Source organism: Rhodococcus sp. 14-2496-1d, from assembly GCF_002259365.1.
In the GTDB taxonomy this organism is placed as follows: Bacteria; Actinomycetota; Actinomycetes; order Mycobacteriales; family Mycobacteriaceae; genus Rhodococcoides.
This window is the reverse complement of the sequence record NZ_NPFV01000029.1, coordinates 507,391-526,276: the sequence shown is the minus strand read 5'-3', so window position 1 is coordinate 526,276 and position 18,886 is coordinate 507,391. Positions and strand designations below refer to the sequence as shown.

Here is an 18,886-nt window from a genome sequence, read left to right as displayed (position 1 = left end):
ATGGCACTACTGAACGACAATTCGAGCGGAATGGACGACTTCGGTTACAAGGAGTCACTCGATCGAAGTCTCGGGAAATTCGCCAGCTTCGCCGCGGGAGTCAGTTACATCTCCATTCTCACCGGCACGTTCCAGCTCTTCTACTTCGGTTTCGGCACCGCCGGGCCGGCGTACCTGTGGTCGTGGCCTGCAGTGTTCGTCGGCCAACTCTGCGTGGCACTGTGCTTCATGGAGTTGGCCGCGAAGTATCCGGTGGCGGGATCGGTGTACAACTGGGCGAAGCTGTTGGGCCGCAGGATCGTCGGTTGGTCGGCGGGCTGGTTGATGCTCACGGCATCGATCGTGACACTGTCTGCCGTCGCTCTCGCTCTGCAGTTGAACCTGCCACGTATCTGGAGTGGGTTCCAGATCATCGGTGACGGCTCGGGTGCCACCGACTTCGCGGCCAACGCAGTGCTGCTCGGTGCGATTCTGATCGCGATCACCACCACGATCAATGCGCTCGGAGTCCGGCTGATGGCCATGATCAACAGTGCGGGCGTGTTCATCGAACTCATCGCTGCCGTTCTCATCGCGATCCTGCTCGCGGCCAACATCACTCGCGGGCCTGAGGTGTTCTTCTCGACCAACGGCTACGGAGCCGGCGAGAGCGGCGGCTACCTCGGTGCCTTCCTGGTCGCGTCGCTGGCGTCGGGTTACGTGATGTACGGATTCGACACCGCGAGCTCGCTCGGCGAGGAGACGGTCGAACCTCGGCGCACGGCCCCCAAGGCGATCTTTCGCGCCATCCTCGCCTCGTTCGTCATCGGCGGAGCCATCCTGGTGTTCGCCGTCATGGCCGCACCGGACCTGAACGATCCTTCCCTCGGCAGTCCCGACGGCAGCCTGCAGTCCATCGTCGAATCGGTGATGTGGGGCCCGCTGGGCACCGTCTTCCTCATCTGCATCGTCATCGCGGTCTTCGTCTGCTCACTGGCAGTGCACACCGCGGCGATCCGGCTCACGTTCGCCATGGCCCGAGACAACGCGTTGCCCTTCGGCGAGAGTCTGGCCAAGGTGAATCCGAAGACCCAGACCCCGGTGGTGCCCGCGGTGACCATCGGCGTGCTGGCCATCGTCATTCTCGTCGTCAATATCGGTCAGCCGCAGATCTTCACGGTCCTCACCTCGATCGCGATCATCATGATCTACCTCGCCTATCTGATGGTCACCGGTCCACTGTTGGTCAAACGAGTCAAGGGTGAGTGGCCGCCGGCAGATCTGAAGCCCGGCGGATACTTCACGATGGGCAGGTGGGGCCTGCCGGTCAACATCGCGGCAGTGGTGTGGGGCGCTGGAATGGCGATCAACCTCGCGTGGCCGCGCGAGGCCGTGTACGGAACCCCCTGGTACAACACGTTCGGAGCATTCGTCTACATCGGCGGCATCCTCGGCGTTGGCCTGCTGTGGTACGCAGTCAAGGGACGCAAGCACATCGGCACTCTGAAATCACATGCCTCCACGGGCAACTAGAAGGAGCGTGCAGTGACAGACACCCAGTTCGATTACGTCGTCGCAGGTGGCGGGACGGCGGGGTGCGTCCTCGCGGCACGTCTGAGCGAGGACCCCTCCGTCAGTGTCTGCCTCGTCGAAGCAGGGCCGACCGACGTCGGCGACAAGGCGATTCTCGAACTGGTGGAGTGGATGCACCTGCTCGACTCCGGCTACGACTGGGACTATCCCGTCGAGCCGCAGGAGCGCGGCAACAGCTTCATGCGGCACGCGCGCGCGAAAGTGCTCGGTGGCTGCTCCTCGCACAACTCCTGCATCGCGTTTCACCCACCTGCGGAAACCCTCGACGATTGGGCGGCGGCCGGTGCGTCGGGGTGGGGCGCGTCGGACATCCTGCCGTACGTCGCGCGCGTGGAGAACAACGACACGGGCCGCGGACACGACGGCCCCGTGCGAATCCGCGACGTGCCGCCGAACGATCCGTGCGGTGCCGCAGTACTCGAATCGGCCGCCGGGATAGGTCTTCCCACGGTCGCATTCAACCGCGGAACGCCTGTACTCAACGGTGCCGGTTGGTTTCAGATCAATGCGGGAGAAGACGGCTCACGCATGTCGACCTCGCATGCGTACCTGCACCCGATCATCGGCTCACGGCCGAACCTCGAGGTGCGCACCGACTGCTGGATCAGCGAGATTCTGATCGACGAATCGCTGACCGCGACGGGTGTGCGATACCAGCGCCCCGACCTGACGGGCTACGACACCGTCTCCGCACGGCGCGAGGTCATCGTGACCGCCGGGGCCATCGACACGCCGAAGTTGTTGATGCTCTCGGGAATCGGACCGGCAGCCCAACTGCGCGAGATGGGAATCACGGTGCGAGTCGATTCTCCCGGTGTGGGTGAGAACCTCGACGACCACGTCGAAGGTCTGGTGTTCTGGGAAGCGAGCAAGCCGATGGTCACCACGTCCTCGCAGTGGTGGGAGATCGGGGTGTTCGCGCAGACCGACGACTCGCTGAACTACCCGGACGTGATGATGCATTACGGCAGTGTGCCGTTCGACATGAACACCCTCCGCTGGGGCTACCCGACCACCGACAACGGATTCTGCCTGACTCCGAACGTGACGCAGGGGCGCTCGCGCGGCACTGTTCGTCTGCGCAGCAGAGATTTTCGTGACCGTGCCAAAGTGGACCCGCGCTACTTCACCGATGCCGACGGCCACGACGACGCGGTGATGCTGGCCGGACTGAAGCTGGCGCGCGACATCGCCGCGCACGGTCCACTCTCGGAATGGATCGAGCGCGAACTCGCCCCAGGGCCCGAGGCCGTCACCGACGACGACCTGCTCGACTACGTGCACAAGACCCACAACACGGTCTATCACCCGGCGGGCACGGCGCGGATGGGCTCGGTGGACGACGCCATGGCCGTGCTGGATCCGGAATTGCGAGTCAAGGGAGTCTCGCACCTGCGCGTGGTCGACGCGTCGGCGATGCCGAAGCTGCCGTACGTCAATCCCAACATCACGGTGATGACCATGGCGGAGAGATGCGCCGACCTGATCCGTGGCGGATAGATCGGAGCTGGCCGATTTCCTCGGCGCGCATCCACCGTTTCAGGGCGCGCCACCGGCTGTGCTGGCCGAGGTGGCCGCGGCGGCCGTCGAACGCGAGTACGGCAGTGGCGCATGGGTTGTGGACCCTCGACGGATGGACGTCTCGACCGATACCGACACCGTATGGGTGGTGCATACCGGGCGCGTGGTGATCATGCACCCCGACGCGACCTCTCCCACCGAGGTGCCGATCGACACCATCGGTGAAGGTGGAGTCTTCGGATTCTCGGCTCTGCTGTCCGGTGGAACTGTCGAATTCCGAGCGCGGGCACTCGAACCGAGTGTCGTCCTGCAGTTGCCCGGTGCACTGGTTCGGCCGTTGTTCGCAACGCCCACCGGTCTGGCGTTCCTGGCCGATGCCGTCAATTCGTCGTCTGCATACCGTGGGGGACCGGTCGAGGGTAGCGCCGGCCGCACCGTCGGTGAATTGCTCTCGGCCCCAGCGGTGTTCGTACCCGTCGGCACCACCGTTCGAGACGCCGTCCGGCACATGACCGATCAGGGCAGCTCGTACGTTCTGGTTCCGCTGCGTGGCTCGCGCCATGGCATATTCACCGACCGAGACCTCCGAATTCGTGTGGTGGCCGCCGGGATCGGAGTCGATACTCCGATAGAGCAGGTGATGACGGCACCCGCCGAGACCGTCACGGCGGACCGGCTGGCCGGTACCGTGCTGGTGGACATGCTCGAACTGGGGCTGCGGCACATGCCCGTGGTGTCCGATCGGGGCGAGGTTCTCGGTGTCGTCGAGGATTCCGATCTGCACGCTGCGTCGACTCGACGCAGTTTCGTGGTGCGCCGAGCGGTGGCATCGGCGTCGACCTCCGCCGAACTCGCCGACGCAGGCAGGCTCGTGCCCCGACTGGTGGTGGATCTGTTCCAGGGCGGAACCGATGCGATGGCGGTCAGCGCGATCCTCTCCGTCGTGGTGGACAGCATCGTCCGCCGTGCCGTCGAGATCGAATGGACTGCAGGTCCGGACGTGCCGCGTGACCGATTCGCCTGGATCACTCTCGGCAGCGTGGCGCGTCGAGAAGCCATGCCCTCCTCGGACGTCGACAGTGCGCTGAGCTGGGCGGACACCACCGCCGACCCCGAGGTCCGAGGGAAAGCGAACGCGGTGCAGAGAACCCGCGACGAGGCGTTGATGGACTTGGCCGCCCGTGTGCACGAGAGCCTCGACGGTGCCGGGCTACCGTCGGACACCAACGGCGCGGTCGCGAGCTCACCTCGATTCGCACGCTCGGCCGGTCAGTGGGAACGCGCCGCGGCGCACTGGCTCAGCAACCCCTTCGGCCAACGTGGCAATCCGGCAGAGGACTCCGGCCTGATCATGTCCTCGCTGATGATCGACGGCAGAGTGGTGTGGGGCCCGAGAGAACTGCACACAGTGCCCGAGGCCTACCGCCGACTGCTGGTCGATCACCCCGACGCACTGCGGTTGCAGCTGCGTGATGCGCTCGCCGGCCGCGCTCGGCTGCGATCGCTACGCGACGTCCTGGCTCGGCGCGGCGGGACGTTCGATCTCAAGGCCCACGCGCTGACGCCCATCGTCAACCTCGCTCGCTGGGGTGGGCTGTCGGTCGGCATGGCCTCGGCCTCCACGCCGGCGCGACTCGCGGCGGCGTCGGGTAACGGCATGCTCTCCGAACGTGATGTCACTGCACTGTCCGAGGTGTTCGCGCTGCTGCAACGGCTCCGACTGTCGCATCAGATCGACCAGATCACAGCGGGCCACCGCCCCGGCGACGTGCTGATCATGGCCGATCTGTCGCCGCTCGAACGAAGCCTGCTGACCGACGGCATCCGCGAGATCGCCGCGGTACAACGACGCGTCGGCTACCTCGCGGCCAACGTCGGCGTGCATCGATGACCGCCAACGACCAGACTGTGTGCCGTGACCACCAATCCCGTGAGCGTTCCCACCCCGTCCACCGTCGAACACAATCGGTTGGCCGAATCGCCCGGAGTCAGCGGACCGTGGCGCCAGTGGGGTCCGTATCTGGCGGGACGACAGTGGGGCACAGTGCGCGAGGACTACTCCGAAGACGGGAACGCCTGGGCGTCGTTCCCGTTCGACCAGGCACACAAGCGGGCCTACCGCTGGGGCGAGGACGGGATCGGCGGAATCTGCGACCGCTTCGGATTCCTCAACTTCTCGTTCGCACTGTGGAACCGCAAGGACCCGATCCTGAAGGAACGTCTGTTCGGCCTGGCCAACGAAGAAGGCAATCACGGCGAAGACGTCAAGGAGTACTTCTGGGCCGTCGACGGAACACCGACGCACAGTTGGATGCAGTGGCTCTACCGCTACCCGCACGCGGAGTACCCCTACGCCCACCTGCGAGAAGAGAACGCTCGACGCGGACGTGACGACCGCGAATACGAGCTGGCCGACACCGGCATCCTCGACGAGAACAGATTCTTCGACGTCCAGGTCACGTACGCCAAGGCCTCGCCCGACGACATCTGCATCACCATCTCGATCACCAACCACGGCCCCGAGGCGGCATCGGTCGACCTGTTGCCGCACCTGTGGTTGCGCAACACCTGGTCCTGGGGACGCGACGAGCGGGGCGGAACACTGGCGCAGCTGAGCCCGCCGGACCTGATGGCAGGTGGACTCGAAGCGATCGCCGTCGATCACGGATTTCTCGGTCGGTACTACCTCAGTGCCGAAGGCACGCCGGCAGTTCTGTTCTGCGACAACGAAACCAATGCCGAAGCCCTGTGGGGGCAGGAGAACATCTCGTCCTACCCCAAGGACGGCATCGGCCGCCGAGTCGTCGACGGGGAACTCGATGCGGTCAATCCCGAGCAGACGGGAACGAAGGCTGCGTTCTGGTATCGCTTCGACGACATCGCCCCGGGTGCAACGGAATCGGTCAGGCTGCGGCTCTCGCCCAACCGCCCGAACGAGCAGACGTTCGGGGCCGGATTCGATGCCGTCAACGTCGATCGCCAGGTCGAGGCGGACGAGTTCTACGGTGCCGTGATCGGTGCCGATCTCACCGATGTCGACCGGCACGTGGCACGGCGCGCGTACGCCGGCCTGTTGTGGACCAAGCAGCTCTATCGATACGACGTCGAGGAGTGGATCGAGGGCGACAAGGTCGGAGCTCCGGCACCGGACTCGCGGCAGGACCCGGGTGGGCGCAACGCGCACTGGCGTCACCTGGCATTGGCCGATGTGATCTCGATGCCCGACGAGTGGGAGTATCCGTGGTTCGCGGCCTGGGACCTGGCCTTCCACGCGATTCCGTTGGCGCACGTGGACGCCGATTTCGCCAAGGAGCAGTTGGTGCTCATGTGCCGGGAATGGGCCATGCACCCCAACGGTCAACTGCCTGCGTACGAATGGGAGTTCGGTGATGTCAACCCACCCGTGCACGCGTGGGCGGCGTGGCACGTCTATCGCATCGACGGCTACCGGGATCGCGAATTCCTGGTGCGGGTGTTCACCAAGCTGCTGCTCAACTTCGCGTGGTGGGTCAACCGCAAGGACTCCGAGGGCTCGAACATCTTCGAGGGCGGATTTCTCGGCATGGACAACATCGGACTGTTCAACCGATCTGCACCACTGCCTCCCGGCTTCCGACTCGAGCAGTCCGACGCGACCAGTTGGATGGCGTTCTACTGCCAGCAGATGTTCAAGATCGCACTCGAGCTCGCGCGGCACGACAGCGCCTGGGACGACGTCGCGACCAAGTTCTTCTCGCACTTCCTCTCGATCGCGAAAGCCGTCAATTCGTTCGGTTCGCAGCATATTTCGCTCTGGCACGAGGAAGACGGCTTCTTCTACGACGTTCTCGTCCAACCTCAGGGCGATGCGGTTCCGATGCGGGTGCGATCGATGGTCGGCCTGCTGCCCATCCTCGGGGCCACCGAGATCCCGCCGTGGGTCGAGGAGGAATGCCCCGACCTCACCGCCCGTCTGCGTTGGGTTCAGCGTCGACGGCCGGAGATGGTCAGCCCACTGCTGGCTCGGCGTGAGGGCGGCGAGGTGCGGATGCTGCTCACGCTCGTCCAGCCCGAGCGTCTCAAGCGCATCCTCTCGCGGATGTTCGATTCCGAGGAATTCCTGTCGCAGTTCGGAATTCGATCGCTGTCGGCCTCGTATCGCGAGCCGGTGACCTTCGACGTCGACGGACGAAGCCTGTCCATCGAATACGAGCCGGGGGAGTCGCGTACCGGAATGTTCGGTGGTAACTCGAATTGGCGTGGACCGGTGTGGTTCCCGGTGAACGTACTGCTGGCCGACAAGCTGCGCGCCTACGGCCGGTACTACGGCGACTCGTTCACCATCGAGATCCCCACCGGCTCGGGCAACCACCGCACCCTCACCGACGCGGCCGATCTGATCGACAACGGTCTCGCCGGACTGTTCCGGCCGGTGGACGGCAAGCGGCCCGCGGACGGCGATCGCATCGAGTCCAGTGCCGACCCGTTGTGGTCCGAGCATCCCAGTTTCAACGAGTACTTCGACGGAGACACCGGCGAGGGACTCGGGGCAACGCACCAAACCGGGTGGACAGCGCTGGTGGCGCACCTGCTCAGGCCGCGTCTGCCGCTCTGAGGGCCTGCGGCCCATGTGAGTGGAACTTCGTAGTGGGCTACGAAGTTCCACGCACATGCGGCGGAGCCGCATAGTCTGGCGGGATGAAGATTCGCGGCGCAGTACTCGAAGAAATCGGCCGATCTCGTCCCTTCGCGGACTCGCATCCCATCACCGTCTCGGACCTCGAGCTCGGTTCGCCGGGCGACGGCGAACTGCTGATCAGAATCGAAGCCGCGGGGCTGTGCCACTCGGACCTGTCGGTGGTCGACGGCAATCGAGTTCGTCCGGTCCCGATGCTGCTCGGCCACGAGGCCGCAGGCCGAGTCGAGGAAGTCGGACCGGGCGTCGACGACATCGCGATCGGTACCCGCGTCGTCATGACGTTCCTGCCGCGCTGCGGCGAGTGTGCCGGGTGCGCCACCGACGGTCAGATGCCGTGCATCACCGGTAGCGCGTCGAACAATGCCGGGACCCTGCTCGGCGGCGGCATCAAGTTGCACCGTGACGGGGAAGAGGTCAAACACCACCTCGGAGTCTCCGGATTCGCCACCCATGCGGTGGTGAGCCGAAAGTCCGTCGTGCCGGTCGAGGACGACATCCCGGCCGATATCGCCGCAGTTCTCGGTTGTGCGGTACTGACCGGCGGTGGCGCGGTGCTCAACGCCGGAACTCCGAAGCCCGGTCAATCGGTGATGGTGGTGGGTCTCGGCGGAGTCGGCATGGCCGCCGTTCTGACAGCCGTGTCGGTGGGTGCAGGCGAGGTGATCGGAGTCGACGGAGTCCCGGACAAGCTCTCCACCGCAACCGATCTGGGCGCAACGCAGGTCTATTCACCGGCCGAGCTCGCCGAGAAGGGAATCAAGGCCGATATCGTGATCGAGGCGGCAGGCAACGCCCGAGCCTTCGAAACCGCCGTCGCTGCAACGGCTCCCGGCGGCAAGACCATCACCGTCGGTCTCCCGTCGCCCGACGCCCGCTCGTCCATCTCGCCGCTGGGCCTGGTGGCCGAGGCGCGCACGATCATCGGCAGCTACCTGGGCTCCGCCGTGCCGGCGCGCGATATCCCGACCTATGCCCAGATGTGGCGTGAGGGACGGCTTCCCGTCGAGAAGCTGATCTCCTCGAGAATCACGTTGGACGAGATCAACCGCGGCATGGACGAATTGGCCGACGGCAACGCGATCCGTCAGGTCATCGTCTTCGACTGAGCATCAGCTGTTGGCGGCGGTCGCGACCCACCGGCCGCGCTGCGTCGAGATCTCGATGGGATGGTCGAAACACTCACTGATGTTTGCGGTGGTCAGCACCGCGTCGACGGCTCCCTGCGCCAACACCTTTCCGTTGCGGATGAGCAGGGCGTGGGTGGTCGAGACGGGGATCTCTTCGAGGTGGTGCGTCACCAGAATGCTCGCCAGGCTCGGGTGCTCGGCCCGCAACGAGTCGAGCGCACCGAGGAGTTGTTCGCGGGCAGCGAGATCGAGTCCGGTGGCGGGCTCGTCGAGCAACAGCACTGCGGGGTCGGGGAGCAGGGCGCGCGCGATGAGCGCTCGGCCACGTTCTCCCTGGGAGAGCGTGTGCCACGATGCCTCGGTGCGATGGGCGACGCCGAGGGAACCGATCAACCGATGGGCACGGGCGATCTGGTCCTCGGTGGCCGACCATCTCGGGATCAGGTCGGGAGTGTTGGTCAGGCCGGTCAGCACCACCTGGAACAGAGTCAGCGGAGCCTCGACCGTCAGACGGGGATCGACGTGGCCGATGCGCGTCCGCAATTCGCTCATGTCCACCCGGCCGAGGCGATGACCGAGAACGTGCACGGAACCGTGCGTGGGATGCACCACGGCACCGAGCAAGCTGAGCAGAGTGCTCTTACCTGCGCCGTTCGCACCGAGCAACACCCAGTGCTCGCCCTCCTCGACCCGTATCGTGGCGTCGCTGAGCAGGTATCGGCCGCCGCGCACGACATCGACTCGGTCGGCGAACAGGACGCTGGATGGCACCGGACGACCGTAGCTGCCGGTGCGGATCGCGGAGAAGTAGGCTCTGAGGTCGGTACAACCGACAAGACGACGAAACGAGTGTGGGTACGACGTGAGTGCAACGGCACCTGTTCGAGTAGGGGTACTGGGGTCACGCGGCAAGGTCGGTCAGGCAATCTGTGCCGCCGTCGAGGCGGCCGACGATCTCGAGCTCGTGGCGACCGTCGACCAGGGTGATCCGCTGGCGAATTTCGTCGACGCGAACGCCCAGGTGGTCGTCGATTTCACCCATCCCGACGTGGTGATGGACAACCTGCAGTTCCTGATCGAGCAGGGCATCCATGCTGTGGTCGGTACCACCGGTTTCGACGACCGGCGGCTCGAGCAGGTTCGCGAATGGCTGGCGGGATCGCCGCAGACGGGTGTGCTGATCGCGCCCAACTTCGCCATCGGTGCGGTGCTGTCGATGCGATTCGCGCAGCAGGCAGCGCGGTTCTTCGACTCCGTCGAGGTGATCGAACTGCACCACCCCAACAAGGCCGATGCGCCGTCGGGCACGGCGTATCGCACTGCCGCGCTGATCGCCGAGGCACGCGCCGCCGCAGGAACTCCGACGAGCCCCGATGCGACGACCACCGAACTCGACGGCGCACGTGGTGCCGACGTGGACGGCGTGCGGGTGCACTCGATCCGGCTCGCGGGACTCGTTGCGCACCAAGAGGTTCTGCTCGGCACGCAGGGTGAGACGCTGAGCATCAGGCACGATTCGCTCGACCGAACGTCCTTCGCGCCCGGAGTCCTTCTGGGAGTCCGCGAGATCGCCGGACGACCGGGGTTGACCGTCGGGCTCGATCCGCTGCTGGAACTGTGAGCTGATCGACGGTGAACAAGACGACGAAGGTGCTCGCCATCATCACGGTGATGGTGCTGATCCTCGGCTTCTACTTCTTCCTGCTCGGTCAGCGCGGTGTGACGCTGATCCAGAACGGTGGTGTGGCGAGCATCTCCCTGGGGATCGGGGTCCTGCTGCTGCCGATACTCGGGTTGTGGATCGTGTGGGCCACGTTGAAAGCCGGTTTCGACCATCAGAGGCTGGCATCGCGCATTCACGAGGAAGGCCTCGAACTCGACGTCTCGGACCTTCCGCGCAGACCGTCGGGACGCATCGAACGTGATGCCGCAGACGAGTTGTTCCAACGGATCAAGACCGAGTGGGAGAAGGATCCGGACAACTGGCGCAACTCGTACCGGTTGGCTCGTGCCTACGATTACGCCGGTGACCGCGGGCGGGCCCGCGAGACGATGAAGCGCGCCGTGGCACTCGAACGGAACGAGAACTGACCGTCGATGCCGCGCACCCTTCTGGTCGTTCATCACACCCCGAGCCCGCTCACACGTGAGCTGCTCGAGGCAGTGCTCGACGGCACACACGACCCCGAGATCACCGGCGTCGACGTACGCAGTGTGCCTGCTCTCGGTGCGACCGTTCCGGATGTCCTCGGTGCCGACGGATTTCTCTTCGGAACGCCGGCGAACTTCGGGTACATGAGTGGGGCGCTGAAACACTTCTTCGACACCGTGTACTACCCGTGCCTCGGTGCCGTTGCCGGAAAGCCCTACGCCGCTTGGGTTCACGGCAACGACGACACCGTGGGTGCCGGACGGGCCATCGAGAAGATCGCGTCGGGTTGGGGCCTCGAGAAGGTCTTCGGGACCGTACACATTGCCGAGAGCGGCAAGCCCGCACGTGAACGCTGCTACGAATTGGGCGGAACCGTCGCGGCGGGGCTGTCCGACTGACGGTGACGGTTTCCCGACGGGCTTCCACGTTGACTCGCGCGCCCCGAGAACTACGACGGTCCGTCCGACACCTGCGACGGCCGACGCCATCAGGTCCGTCCCGGGTCGCCACCGAATTCAGTCGGAATTGTCGGGGGAGTCGGCACGCAGAATCTCGTCGGCGGGAATCTGCAGCGGAATCTCGAGCAGCCGCTCCGGCCAGCTCGGATACGCGGGCCTGATCCACACCCGGTTGTCGTCGAGTTGTGTCATCAGCACTCGCCGCCAGGGCCAATCGTCATGCGGTGCGGACAGGTCCGTCTCCGGCTCGAGTGGTAGCGGGGCCTTCGTCCAGTGCGGCGCCGACAGCGATGCCAGACCCCGATCCTCCAGGTGCTCGATTGCGCGCTCGATCGGAACGCCCCGAGCCACGGTGACCCCGACAGGATTGACGGCATCGACGAGATAGCCCTCGTCGTACTCGTCCCGCGTATTCGATTCGTGCGCGACGGTCCATCCGATCACTTCGCCGTCGGAGGCCCGTTTGACGGGCAGGCGACTGAGCCACCGTTCGATATCCACTTTCTCGAAGATACCCGGAGCAGATAGTGACTTCGGCACAGAAACTATTCCTGATTGTGAGCAGCCGGGGTGGTGCCCGTGTTTGACTGCTAGGGCTCGTACAAGTTTGTACCACTTTCTATTCCAAGGGATTTCGATGACCCTCCCCATTCTCGACCGGTCCAGAATCGTCGCCACACCCGAGTGGAGTCGCTGGTTGATACCCCCGGCGGCCCTGTCGATTCACCTCGCGATCGGGTCCGCCTACGCCTGGAGCGTGTTCAAGAACGCCATCTCGCAGCCCGACGCGCTCGGACTCAGCGGAACCGTCACCGCCATTCCGTTCCAGCTCGCCATCGTCATGCTCGGCCTGTCCGCGGCGATCTTCGGAACCCGCGTCGAGAAGAACGGTCCACGGTGGGCCATGGCCGTCTCCCTGGTCTTCTTCGTCTCCGGACTGTTGCTGTCCGCGCTCGGCATGGCCCTCGGACAGTTCTGGCTGGTGATCTTCGGCTACGGATTCGTCGGCGGCATCGGCCTCGGAATCGGCTACATCTCACCTGTCTCGACGCTGATGAAATGGTTCCCCGACCGGCCGGGTATGGCCACGGGAATCGCGATCATGGGCTTCGGCGGCGGCGCACTCATCGCGTCTCCGCTCACCAGTCAGCTGATGGTCAACTTCGGCGGCTTCACCGACGGTTCCATCGCCAAGACGTTCCTCACGCTGGGCGTCGGATACGCGGTGTTCATGGCCCTCGGTGTCGTGCTCATCAGAGTGCCGGCCGAGGGATGGAAGCCGGCCGGGTGGACCCCGCCCGCGTCGTCGTCGATGATCTCGACGCACAACGTCTCGGCCGCGAACGCAGTGAAGACCCCGCAGTTCTGGCTGCTGTGGGTCGTGTTGTGCTTCAACGTCACTGCCGGAATCGGCATTCTCGAACGCGGATCGGGCATCTATCAGGACTTCTTTCCCGACGCGACCTCGCCCGAATCCCTTGCTGCCGCAGCAGCCGGTTTCGTCGCGTTCCTTTCCCTGACCAACATGATCGGGCGGTTCGTCTGGTCCTCGGTCTCCGATGTGGTCGGTCGCAAGAACATCTACCGGATGTATCTCGGTGTCGGAGCGTTGCTGTACCTGTACATCGCACTGTTCACCAACACCAACAAGATCCTGTTCATGGTCTCGGCTCTGTTGATTCTCTCGTTCTACGGTGCGGGTTTCGCGACGGTTCCCGCCTATCTCAAGGACCTGTTCGGTACGTACCAGGTCGGCGCGATCCACGGACGACTGCTCACCGCATGGTCGGTGGCCGGTGTGTTGGGGCCACTGATCGTCAATGCCATCGCCGACGCGGGTGAGCCGGGGACCACCGGCCGATACCTGCCGGCGTTCTACGTGATGATCGGCCTGCTGGTGGTCGGCTTCCTGGCCAACGAGGCAATCAAACCGGTCGCCTCCAAGTACCACGAATCCGATCACGCGGGTTCTGCAGCCACTACGGGAGTGAAGGCATGAGCGGCGTACAGAGGCAGGTCACGATGGCGGTCGCATGGGCGTGGGTCGGCGTGCCGTTCGCCTACGGACTGTACGAATTGATCCTCAAGGCGGCGAATCTGTTCAGTACCTGATTCGACGTGTCGGTGGGCCGTGACAGGCTGGCCCGATGCAGGAGATGAGTGCCGCCGCCGCCCGTCGCACGGCCCTGGCCGCCCAGGGGCTGGCGTCGAGGCGGTCGCGTACTCGGCCGGCGAGCAGGGCCGCGGTGCACGCGGCGATCGACACCACCGGGTTGCTGCAGATCGACTCGGTGTCGGTGGTGGTTCGTGCGCACTATGCACCGGTGTTCAGCCGCGTCGGCGTGTACGACCGCTCGATCGTCGACGACGCCGCATGGACCGACACCGCTCGTCGGCCCCGTCGATTGGTGGAGTACTGGGCACACGAGGCCGCGCTGCTACCCGTCGAGGACTGGGCGCTGATGCGGTGGCGAATGGAGCTGTATCGACACGGGCGGTGGGGCGGAGCTGCCCACATTCTCGACCGTGAACCGACTCTCGTCGAGGACGTCCTCGCGGTGATCGGCGACAACGGTGCGGCCAGCGCAGGTGAGATCGAGAAGCACCTCGAGGTGGACACACCCGGTCGCAAGGGGCCGTGGTGGGATCGCAGTGACGTCAAGGTCGTCTGCGAACAGCTGTTCGCGGCGGGCGTGGTGACCGTGCCGGCACGGACGGGTTTCGTGCGCCGGTACGAGCTCAGCGAACGGGTGATCCCGGACGACGTTCTGCGCAGGCGCGTCGACGAACCGGTCGCGGTACGTGCACTGATCGAGAAGTCCTCGCGGGCACTGGGAGTCGCCACCGAGCCGGATCTGAGGGATTACTACCGACTCTCGCAGAAGCAGGCCAAGGCGGCGATCGCCGAACTCGTCGAGGACGGTGTGCTCGAACAGGTGACCGTTCGAGGCTGGAACGCACCGGCATTCCTGCACCGCGAGGCCAGGACACCGCGAACGGCCACCGCTGCCGCTCTGCTGTGCCCGTTCGATCCGATGATCTTCTACCGGCCGCGGGTCCAGCGAATCTTCGACTTCCACTATCGAATCGAGATATACACCCCACAGCACAAGCGAGTTCACGGCTACTACGTGTTTCCCTTTCTGCTGGACGGGCATCTGGTGGCCCGACTCGATCTCAAGGCAGTGCGAGCGCGGTCCGAGCTGCACGTGGTCGCGGCCTTCGTCGAAGGCGACCGCAACGCGGGCGACATCGCGCCTCGACTGCGAGAGGTGCTGCGGGAGATGGCGGATTGGCTCGAACTCGAACGCGTGGTGGTGGGTGACCGGGGAGACCTCGTCGCCGCATTGCGTTGATCTTCGTCGGCCGGGTCGGGTCCCGCCGAAGTGCACTCGGGCAGAATCGGTGCCACTATTCGAACCGTGACTTCACGCCGGTCGGACACCGCCACGGAACTCCCACCCCAGGTCGTCGTCCTGTTCGGGGCGACAGGAGACCTGGCCAAGCGAAAACTGCTGTCCGGGATGATGCATCTGGCGCTGTCCGATCTCGCGCCGAACATCCGGGTCGTCGGAACCTCGCTCGAAGAGATGTCGACCGACGAATTCCGCGCTCTCGCTCGCGAATCGATCAACACCTACTCGAGCCGCAAAGTCGGCGACGAGCAGTGGAGTCGTTTCGCCTCGCGACTGACCTACGTGTCGCAGAAGGCAGGACCGGCGGCGCTGGGGGAGGTCGTGGCCGAGGCCGAGATCGAACTCGGAGGAAGCGCCAAACGGCTCCACTACCTGTCCGTTCCACCGAGAGCTGCTCTGGCAGTGGTGGATACGCTCGCGTCGGCAGATCTGGTCAAGCGCTCCCGAATCATCATGGAGAAGCCGTTCGGCACAGACCTCGAGAGCGCGATCGCCCTGAACGCTCGGGTTCACGAGACGTTCGACGAGGATCAGATCTTCCGGATCGATCACTTTCTCGGCAAGGAACCCGCGCAGAACATCCTGGCCTTCCGCTTCGCCAACGGGTTGTTCGAGCCGATCTGGAATCGCAACTTCATCGATCACGTCCAGATCGACATCCCGGAGAAGCTCGCCCTCGACGGACGAGCCGGGTTCTACGAATCCACCGGCGCGTACAAGGACATGGTGGTCACCCACCTGTTCCAGGTGCTGGCATTCATGGCGATGGAACCGCCGACGGCGCTCGAACCCCGCGCCATCAGCGAGGAGAAGAACAAGGTCTTCCGGTCCATGATGCCGCTCGACCCGAAAAACGTTGTCCGGGGCCAGTACACGGGCTATCGCTCGGAGGAGGGGGTGGCCGCCGACTCCGACACCGACACCTTCGTGGCTCTCAAGTGCGAGATCGACAATTGGCGCTGGGCCGGAGTTCCCTTCTACCTGCGCAGCGGCAAACGCCTCGCCGAGGGGCAGCGCATCATCTCGATCGCGTTCAGGGAACCACCGAAGAGCATGTTCCCGGCCGGCTCGGGCGTGGGTGCGCAAGGTCCCGACCACCTGACCTTCGACCTCGCGGACGCCTCGAAGGTGTCACTGTCGTTCTACGGCAAGCGTCCAGGACCCGGTATGCGTCTGGACAAACTCAGCATGCAGTTCGCCATCCAGGAAACCGAGCGGGTCGGCGACGTCCTCGAGGCGTACGAACGGCTCATTCTCGACGCCATGTACGGCGACCACACGCTGTTCACCACGGCAGAGGGCATCGAGCGGCTGTGGCAGGTGTCCGAGCCGCTCCTGGCCGATCCGCCCCCGGTTCGTCTGTACGCACCGGGGTCGTGGGGTCCCAACGCAATCCATCAACTCATCGCCCCACACGCGTGGCGGTTGCCGTTCGAGCGGGAGTGGCGCGAGAAGAAGTAGGGCCGGCGCTCGCTCGAACTCCTGGCCTCAGTTGTTCCAGCCGCGTTCCTTGCGCATCTGATCGCGCAGTGCGCCCTGAACTGCCTGCGACAACCACGAATTGAGCGACACTCCGCTGTTGTTCGCGGCGTCCTCGGCACGTTCCTTGATCTGCTCGACCAGTCGCAGCGTCACCCGTCGCACCTCACCGGACACATCGTCCATGGTGGGGTAGTCCTCGGTGACGGGCTCCGCCGGATCGCCCTCGTGCAGACCGGGCACCGGGCTGTCGCGTCGAACATCGGCGTGCGCCTGCGTGCCGTCGAGACGAACGGTGACCGTATGTCCGTCCAGATCGTTCGAGACCTCGGCCGCGAAGTCGGACAGTGCGGTGAGCAGCATCAATCTGGCCGACGCTTCGGCCGTCTTTCCGAGAGCCTCCGCTGTCTGTCGGGTGTGCTCGTCTCCCAGGGCGGCCGCCGCGAGTAGATCCGTGCGCAGTGACGCGGTGTACTTGTCCAGTTCCATGACGCCAGTGTGACGCCATGAATGACGTCGGTCAAGGAGTGCTGGTGGCGTCACGTCTCCGTGCAGTGACGCCATCGCTCGCCGGGCATCGGTGCCGCGTTTAGGGTTGTGCGGTGTCAGCAGAAAACGAAGGTAGAGCTGTGCCGCGTACGGTTGCGTTGAGAGTGCAACTGGTCGCCCGAACCGAGTTCGTTCCGCCCGTCGACATCCCCTGGGAAACCGACGCGGACGGGGGACAGGCGTTGGTCGAGTTCGCCGGCCGGGCCTGCTATCAGAGCTGGTCCAAGCCCAATCCCCGGACCGCAACCAACGCGTCGTACCTGCGGCATCTGCTCGACGTCGGACACCTCTCGGTTCTCGAACACGCGAGCGTGAGCTTCTACATCACCGGAATCTCACGATCGTGCACACACGAGCTGATTCGGCACCGGCACTTCTCCTACTCGCAGCTCTCGCAGCGATTCGTTCCCGAGCACGACGCCAACGTGGTTCTTCCGCCCGCAGTCGAAGGCGATCCCGAACTCGAGGCGCTGTTCGCCTCGGCTACCGAGGCCAGCCGGGCGGCCTACACCGAACTGCTCGGTGCGCTCGAAGGAAAGCTGGAATCGGTCACCAACGCCGCGCTGCGAGGTAAGCAGGCGCGTCAGGCGGCCCGGTCGGTGTTGCCGAATGCGACCGAGACGAGGGTCGTGGTGAGCGGAAACTACCGCGCATGGCGACATTTCGTGTCGATGCGAGCCTCCGAGCATGCGGACGTGGAAATTCGACGTGTTGCCGTGGAATGTCTGCGTAAGCTCGTGGACGTGGCTCCGGACGTGTTCGGTGACTTCGAGATCTCGACGCTGCCGGACGGCACGGAAATCGCCCGCAGCCCGTTCGTGACCGAGGTCTGACGACGAGGTTCGGTTGCCGCGAAGACCGGGTATGCACCGGCGGTGTCGGCGGGGAGTCCCGCTGCGCGAGAGTGGGTAAAGCACCGGGTAATCTGCTGCCATGACCTACGGTGACGCCGCTCCTTCCGTTGCGCCTGTGTTCGGTACGGTGCTCACCGCCATGGTGACCCCGTTCACAGCGGACGGTAAGTTGGACATCGATGCAGGCGTTCGGCTGGCACACCACCTCGTCGAGCAGGGCAACGACGGATTGGTTCTGGCCGGCACGACGGGCGAGTCGCCCACCACCACCGAGAACGAGAAGCTCGAACTGCTCCGTGCGGTGATCGCCGCGGTCGGCCATCGGGCTCGCATCATCGCCGGGGCAGGCAGCAACGACACCGCGCACAGCGTCGAACTCGCTCGTGATGCCGCTCGCGCAGGCGCGCACGGTCTCCTGGTCGTCACCCCGTACTACTCGCGGCCACCGCAGGCCGGTCTGTACGCGCACTTCACCGCGGTCGCGAATGCCACCGACCTGCCCGTCATGCTCTACGACATTCCGCCGCGATCGGTCGTTCCCATCGAGACCGAGACGCTGCGTCGGCTGGCCGAACATCCCCGGATCCTCGCGGTCAAGGACGCCAAGGGCGATCTGAACGCCGGTGCCGAACTGATCGCGTCGACCGGATTGCAGTTCTACTCCGGCGACGACCCGCTCAACCTGCCCTGGCTCTCGGTGGGTGCCACCGGCTTCGTCAGCGTCATCGGCCACCTCGTTCCGGCGCGTCTGCGTGAGCTGCACACCGCTTTCATGATGGGCGACATCGCACGTGCACAGGCGATCAACGTCAGCCTCATCCCGGTCATCCGTTCGGTCGCGCGCCTCGGCGGCGTCAGCGCATCGAAGGCCGGACTTCGCCTCATCGGACTCGATGTCGGCGAACCACGACTTCCCCAGGTGCCACCGAGCATCGACCACATCGAATTGCTCGCAGCAGAGCTGCGGGCGGCAGGAGTTCTTGTATGACACGACCGAACCGATCGCGCGGACGCGCAACCCGAAACGCCGGACCTCCCTCCGAGCGTCCGGCCCCGAAGCAGGGCCAACCGGCAGGATCC

The 18,886-nt window shown here is 65.0% G+C and carries 16 protein-coding genes; 13 read left to right on the top strand and 3 right to left on the bottom strand.

The window, feature by feature from the left end:
- From CH296_RS23790 to CH296_RS23770, 5 genes are all read left to right on the top strand, one after another.
- Positions 1–1,512: an APC family permease gene (locus CH296_RS23790; protein ID WP_032397867.1), complete on the top strand. Its 1,512-nt coding sequence runs from the start codon at positions 1–3 to the stop codon at positions 1,510–1,512.
- A 12-nt stretch (positions 1,513–1,524) separates the two neighbouring features.
- On the top strand, positions 1,525–3,072 hold the full coding sequence (locus tag CH296_RS23785; RefSeq protein WP_094685837.1) for a GMC family oxidoreductase: 1,548 nt from the start codon (positions 1,525–1,527) through the stop codon (positions 3,070–3,072).
- A complete protein-coding gene (locus CH296_RS23780; RefSeq protein WP_094685836.1) occupies positions 3,062–4,984 on the top strand; it encodes a putative nucleotidyltransferase substrate binding domain-containing protein in 1,923 nt (640 codons plus the stop codon). Before CH296_RS23785 ends, CH296_RS23780 begins: the two co-directional genes overlap by 11 nt.
- Positions 4,985–5,008: 24 nt before the next feature.
- The gene (locus tag CH296_RS23775) at positions 5,009–7,687 is read left to right on the top strand and encodes a glucosidase (RefSeq protein WP_256980556.1); all 2,679 of its coding nucleotides are present in this window, start codon (positions 5,009–5,011) and stop codon (positions 7,685–7,687) included.
- 83 nt (positions 7,688–7,770) lie between these two features.
- A complete protein-coding gene (locus CH296_RS23770; RefSeq protein WP_094648063.1) occupies positions 7,771–8,877 on the top strand; it encodes an alcohol dehydrogenase catalytic domain-containing protein in 1,107 nt (368 codons plus the stop codon).
- Positions 8,878–8,880: 3 nt separating this feature from the next.
- On the opposite strand, the gene CH296_RS23765 is transcribed toward CH296_RS23770, so the two are convergent.
- Entirely contained in the window at positions 8,881–9,669 is a 789-nt protein-coding gene (locus CH296_RS23765; protein ID WP_094685835.1) for an ABC transporter ATP-binding protein, read from the bottom strand.
- 91 nt (positions 9,670–9,760) lie between these two features.
- On the opposite strand from CH296_RS23765, the gene dapB reads away from it, so the two are divergent.
- Genes dapB through CH296_RS23750 form a run of 3 tightly spaced genes read left to right on the top strand, consistent with a single transcriptional unit; the run spans position 9,761 to position 11,448 of the window.
- Entirely contained in the window at positions 9,761–10,519 is a 759-nt protein-coding gene (gene dapB, locus CH296_RS23760; protein ID WP_094648061.1) for a 4-hydroxy-tetrahydrodipicolinate reductase, read from the top strand.
- Positions 10,520–10,569: 50 nt separating this feature from the next.
- Positions 10,570–10,989, top strand: a complete 420-nt coding sequence (locus tag CH296_RS23755) for a hypothetical protein (RefSeq protein WP_052050479.1) — start codon at positions 10,570–10,572, stop codon at positions 10,987–10,989.
- Between the two features lie 6 nt (positions 10,990–10,995).
- The gene (locus tag CH296_RS23750) at positions 10,996–11,448 is read left to right on the top strand and encodes a flavodoxin family protein (RefSeq protein WP_032397874.1); all 453 of its coding nucleotides are present in this window, start codon (positions 10,996–10,998) and stop codon (positions 11,446–11,448) included.
- A gap of 117 nt (positions 11,449–11,565) precedes the next feature.
- Here the strand turns inward: CH296_RS23750 and CH296_RS23745 are convergent, their stop codons facing one another.
- Positions 11,566–12,048 (bottom strand): hypothetical protein, encoded by a 483-nt coding sequence (locus CH296_RS23745; RefSeq protein WP_256980555.1) that lies wholly within the window; start codon positions 12,046–12,048, stop codon positions 11,566–11,568.
- A 97-nt stretch (positions 12,049–12,145) separates the two neighbouring features.
- Here CH296_RS23745 and CH296_RS23740 point away from each other — a divergent pair, with 97 nt between their 5' ends.
- The 3 genes from CH296_RS23740 (at position 12,146) to zwf (ending at position 16,385) form a co-directional block, all read left to right on the top strand.
- Positions 12,146–13,507, top strand: coding sequence for an OFA family MFS transporter (locus CH296_RS23740; protein ID WP_032397875.1), 1,362 nt, complete (start codon positions 12,146–12,148; stop codon positions 13,505–13,507).
- A gap of 148 nt (positions 13,508–13,655) precedes the next feature.
- Positions 13,656–14,864, top strand: coding sequence for a winged helix-turn-helix domain-containing protein (locus CH296_RS23735; protein ID WP_094685834.1), 1,209 nt, complete (start codon positions 13,656–13,658; stop codon positions 14,862–14,864).
- A gap of 66 nt (positions 14,865–14,930) precedes the next feature.
- Complete coding sequence (gene zwf / locus CH296_RS23730) at positions 14,931–16,385, top strand: glucose-6-phosphate dehydrogenase (protein WP_094685833.1); 1,455 nt, start codon at positions 14,931–14,933, stop codon at positions 16,383–16,385.
- Positions 16,386–16,412: 27 nt separating this feature from the next.
- Here zwf and CH296_RS23725 read toward each other — a convergent pair whose 3' ends face one another.
- On the bottom strand, positions 16,413–16,892 hold the full coding sequence (locus tag CH296_RS23725; protein ID WP_094631734.1) for a hypothetical protein: 480 nt from the start codon (positions 16,890–16,892) through the stop codon (positions 16,413–16,415).
- Positions 16,893–17,032: 140 nt separating this feature from the next.
- Between CH296_RS23725 and thyX the strand changes: the two genes are divergently transcribed.
- Positions 17,033–17,785 (top strand): FAD-dependent thymidylate synthase, encoded by a 753-nt coding sequence (gene thyX, locus CH296_RS23720; protein WP_094685832.1) that lies wholly within the window; start codon positions 17,033–17,035, stop codon positions 17,783–17,785.
- A 100-nt stretch (positions 17,786–17,885) separates the two neighbouring features.
- Positions 17,886–18,794: a 4-hydroxy-tetrahydrodipicolinate synthase gene (gene dapA, locus CH296_RS23715; protein WP_027496818.1), complete on the top strand. Its 909-nt coding sequence runs from the start codon at positions 17,886–17,888 to the stop codon at positions 18,792–18,794.
- Positions 18,795–18,886 lie beyond the last annotated feature (92 nt).

Excerpts from the sequence above, each read along its gene's own strand:
- CH296_RS23735 (WP_094685834.1), top strand. The coding sequence starts at position 13,656 with ATGCAGGAGATGAGTGCCGCCGCCGCCCGTCGCACGGCCCTGGCCGCC.
- CH296_RS23790 (WP_032397867.1), top strand. The coding sequence starts at position 1 with ATGGCACTACTGAACGACAATTCGAGCGGAATGGACGACTTCGGTTAC.
- CH296_RS23750 (WP_032397874.1), top strand. The coding sequence starts at position 10,996 with ATGCCGCGCACCCTTCTGGTCGTTCATCACACCCCGAGCCCGCTCACA.
- CH296_RS23725 (WP_094631734.1), bottom strand. The coding sequence starts at position 16,892 with ATGGAACTGGACAAGTACACCGCGTCACTGCGCACGGATCTACTCGCG.
- dapA (WP_027496818.1), top strand. The coding sequence starts at position 17,886 with ATGACCTACGGTGACGCCGCTCCTTCCGTTGCGCCTGTGTTCGGTACG.
- CH296_RS23740 (WP_032397875.1), top strand. The coding sequence starts at position 12,146 with ATGACCCTCCCCATTCTCGACCGGTCCAGAATCGTCGCCACACCCGAG.
- CH296_RS23755 (WP_052050479.1), top strand. The coding sequence starts at position 10,570 with ATGGTGCTGATCCTCGGCTTCTACTTCTTCCTGCTCGGTCAGCGCGGT.
- CH296_RS23770 (WP_094648063.1), top strand. The coding sequence starts at position 7,771 with ATGAAGATTCGCGGCGCAGTACTCGAAGAAATCGGCCGATCTCGTCCC.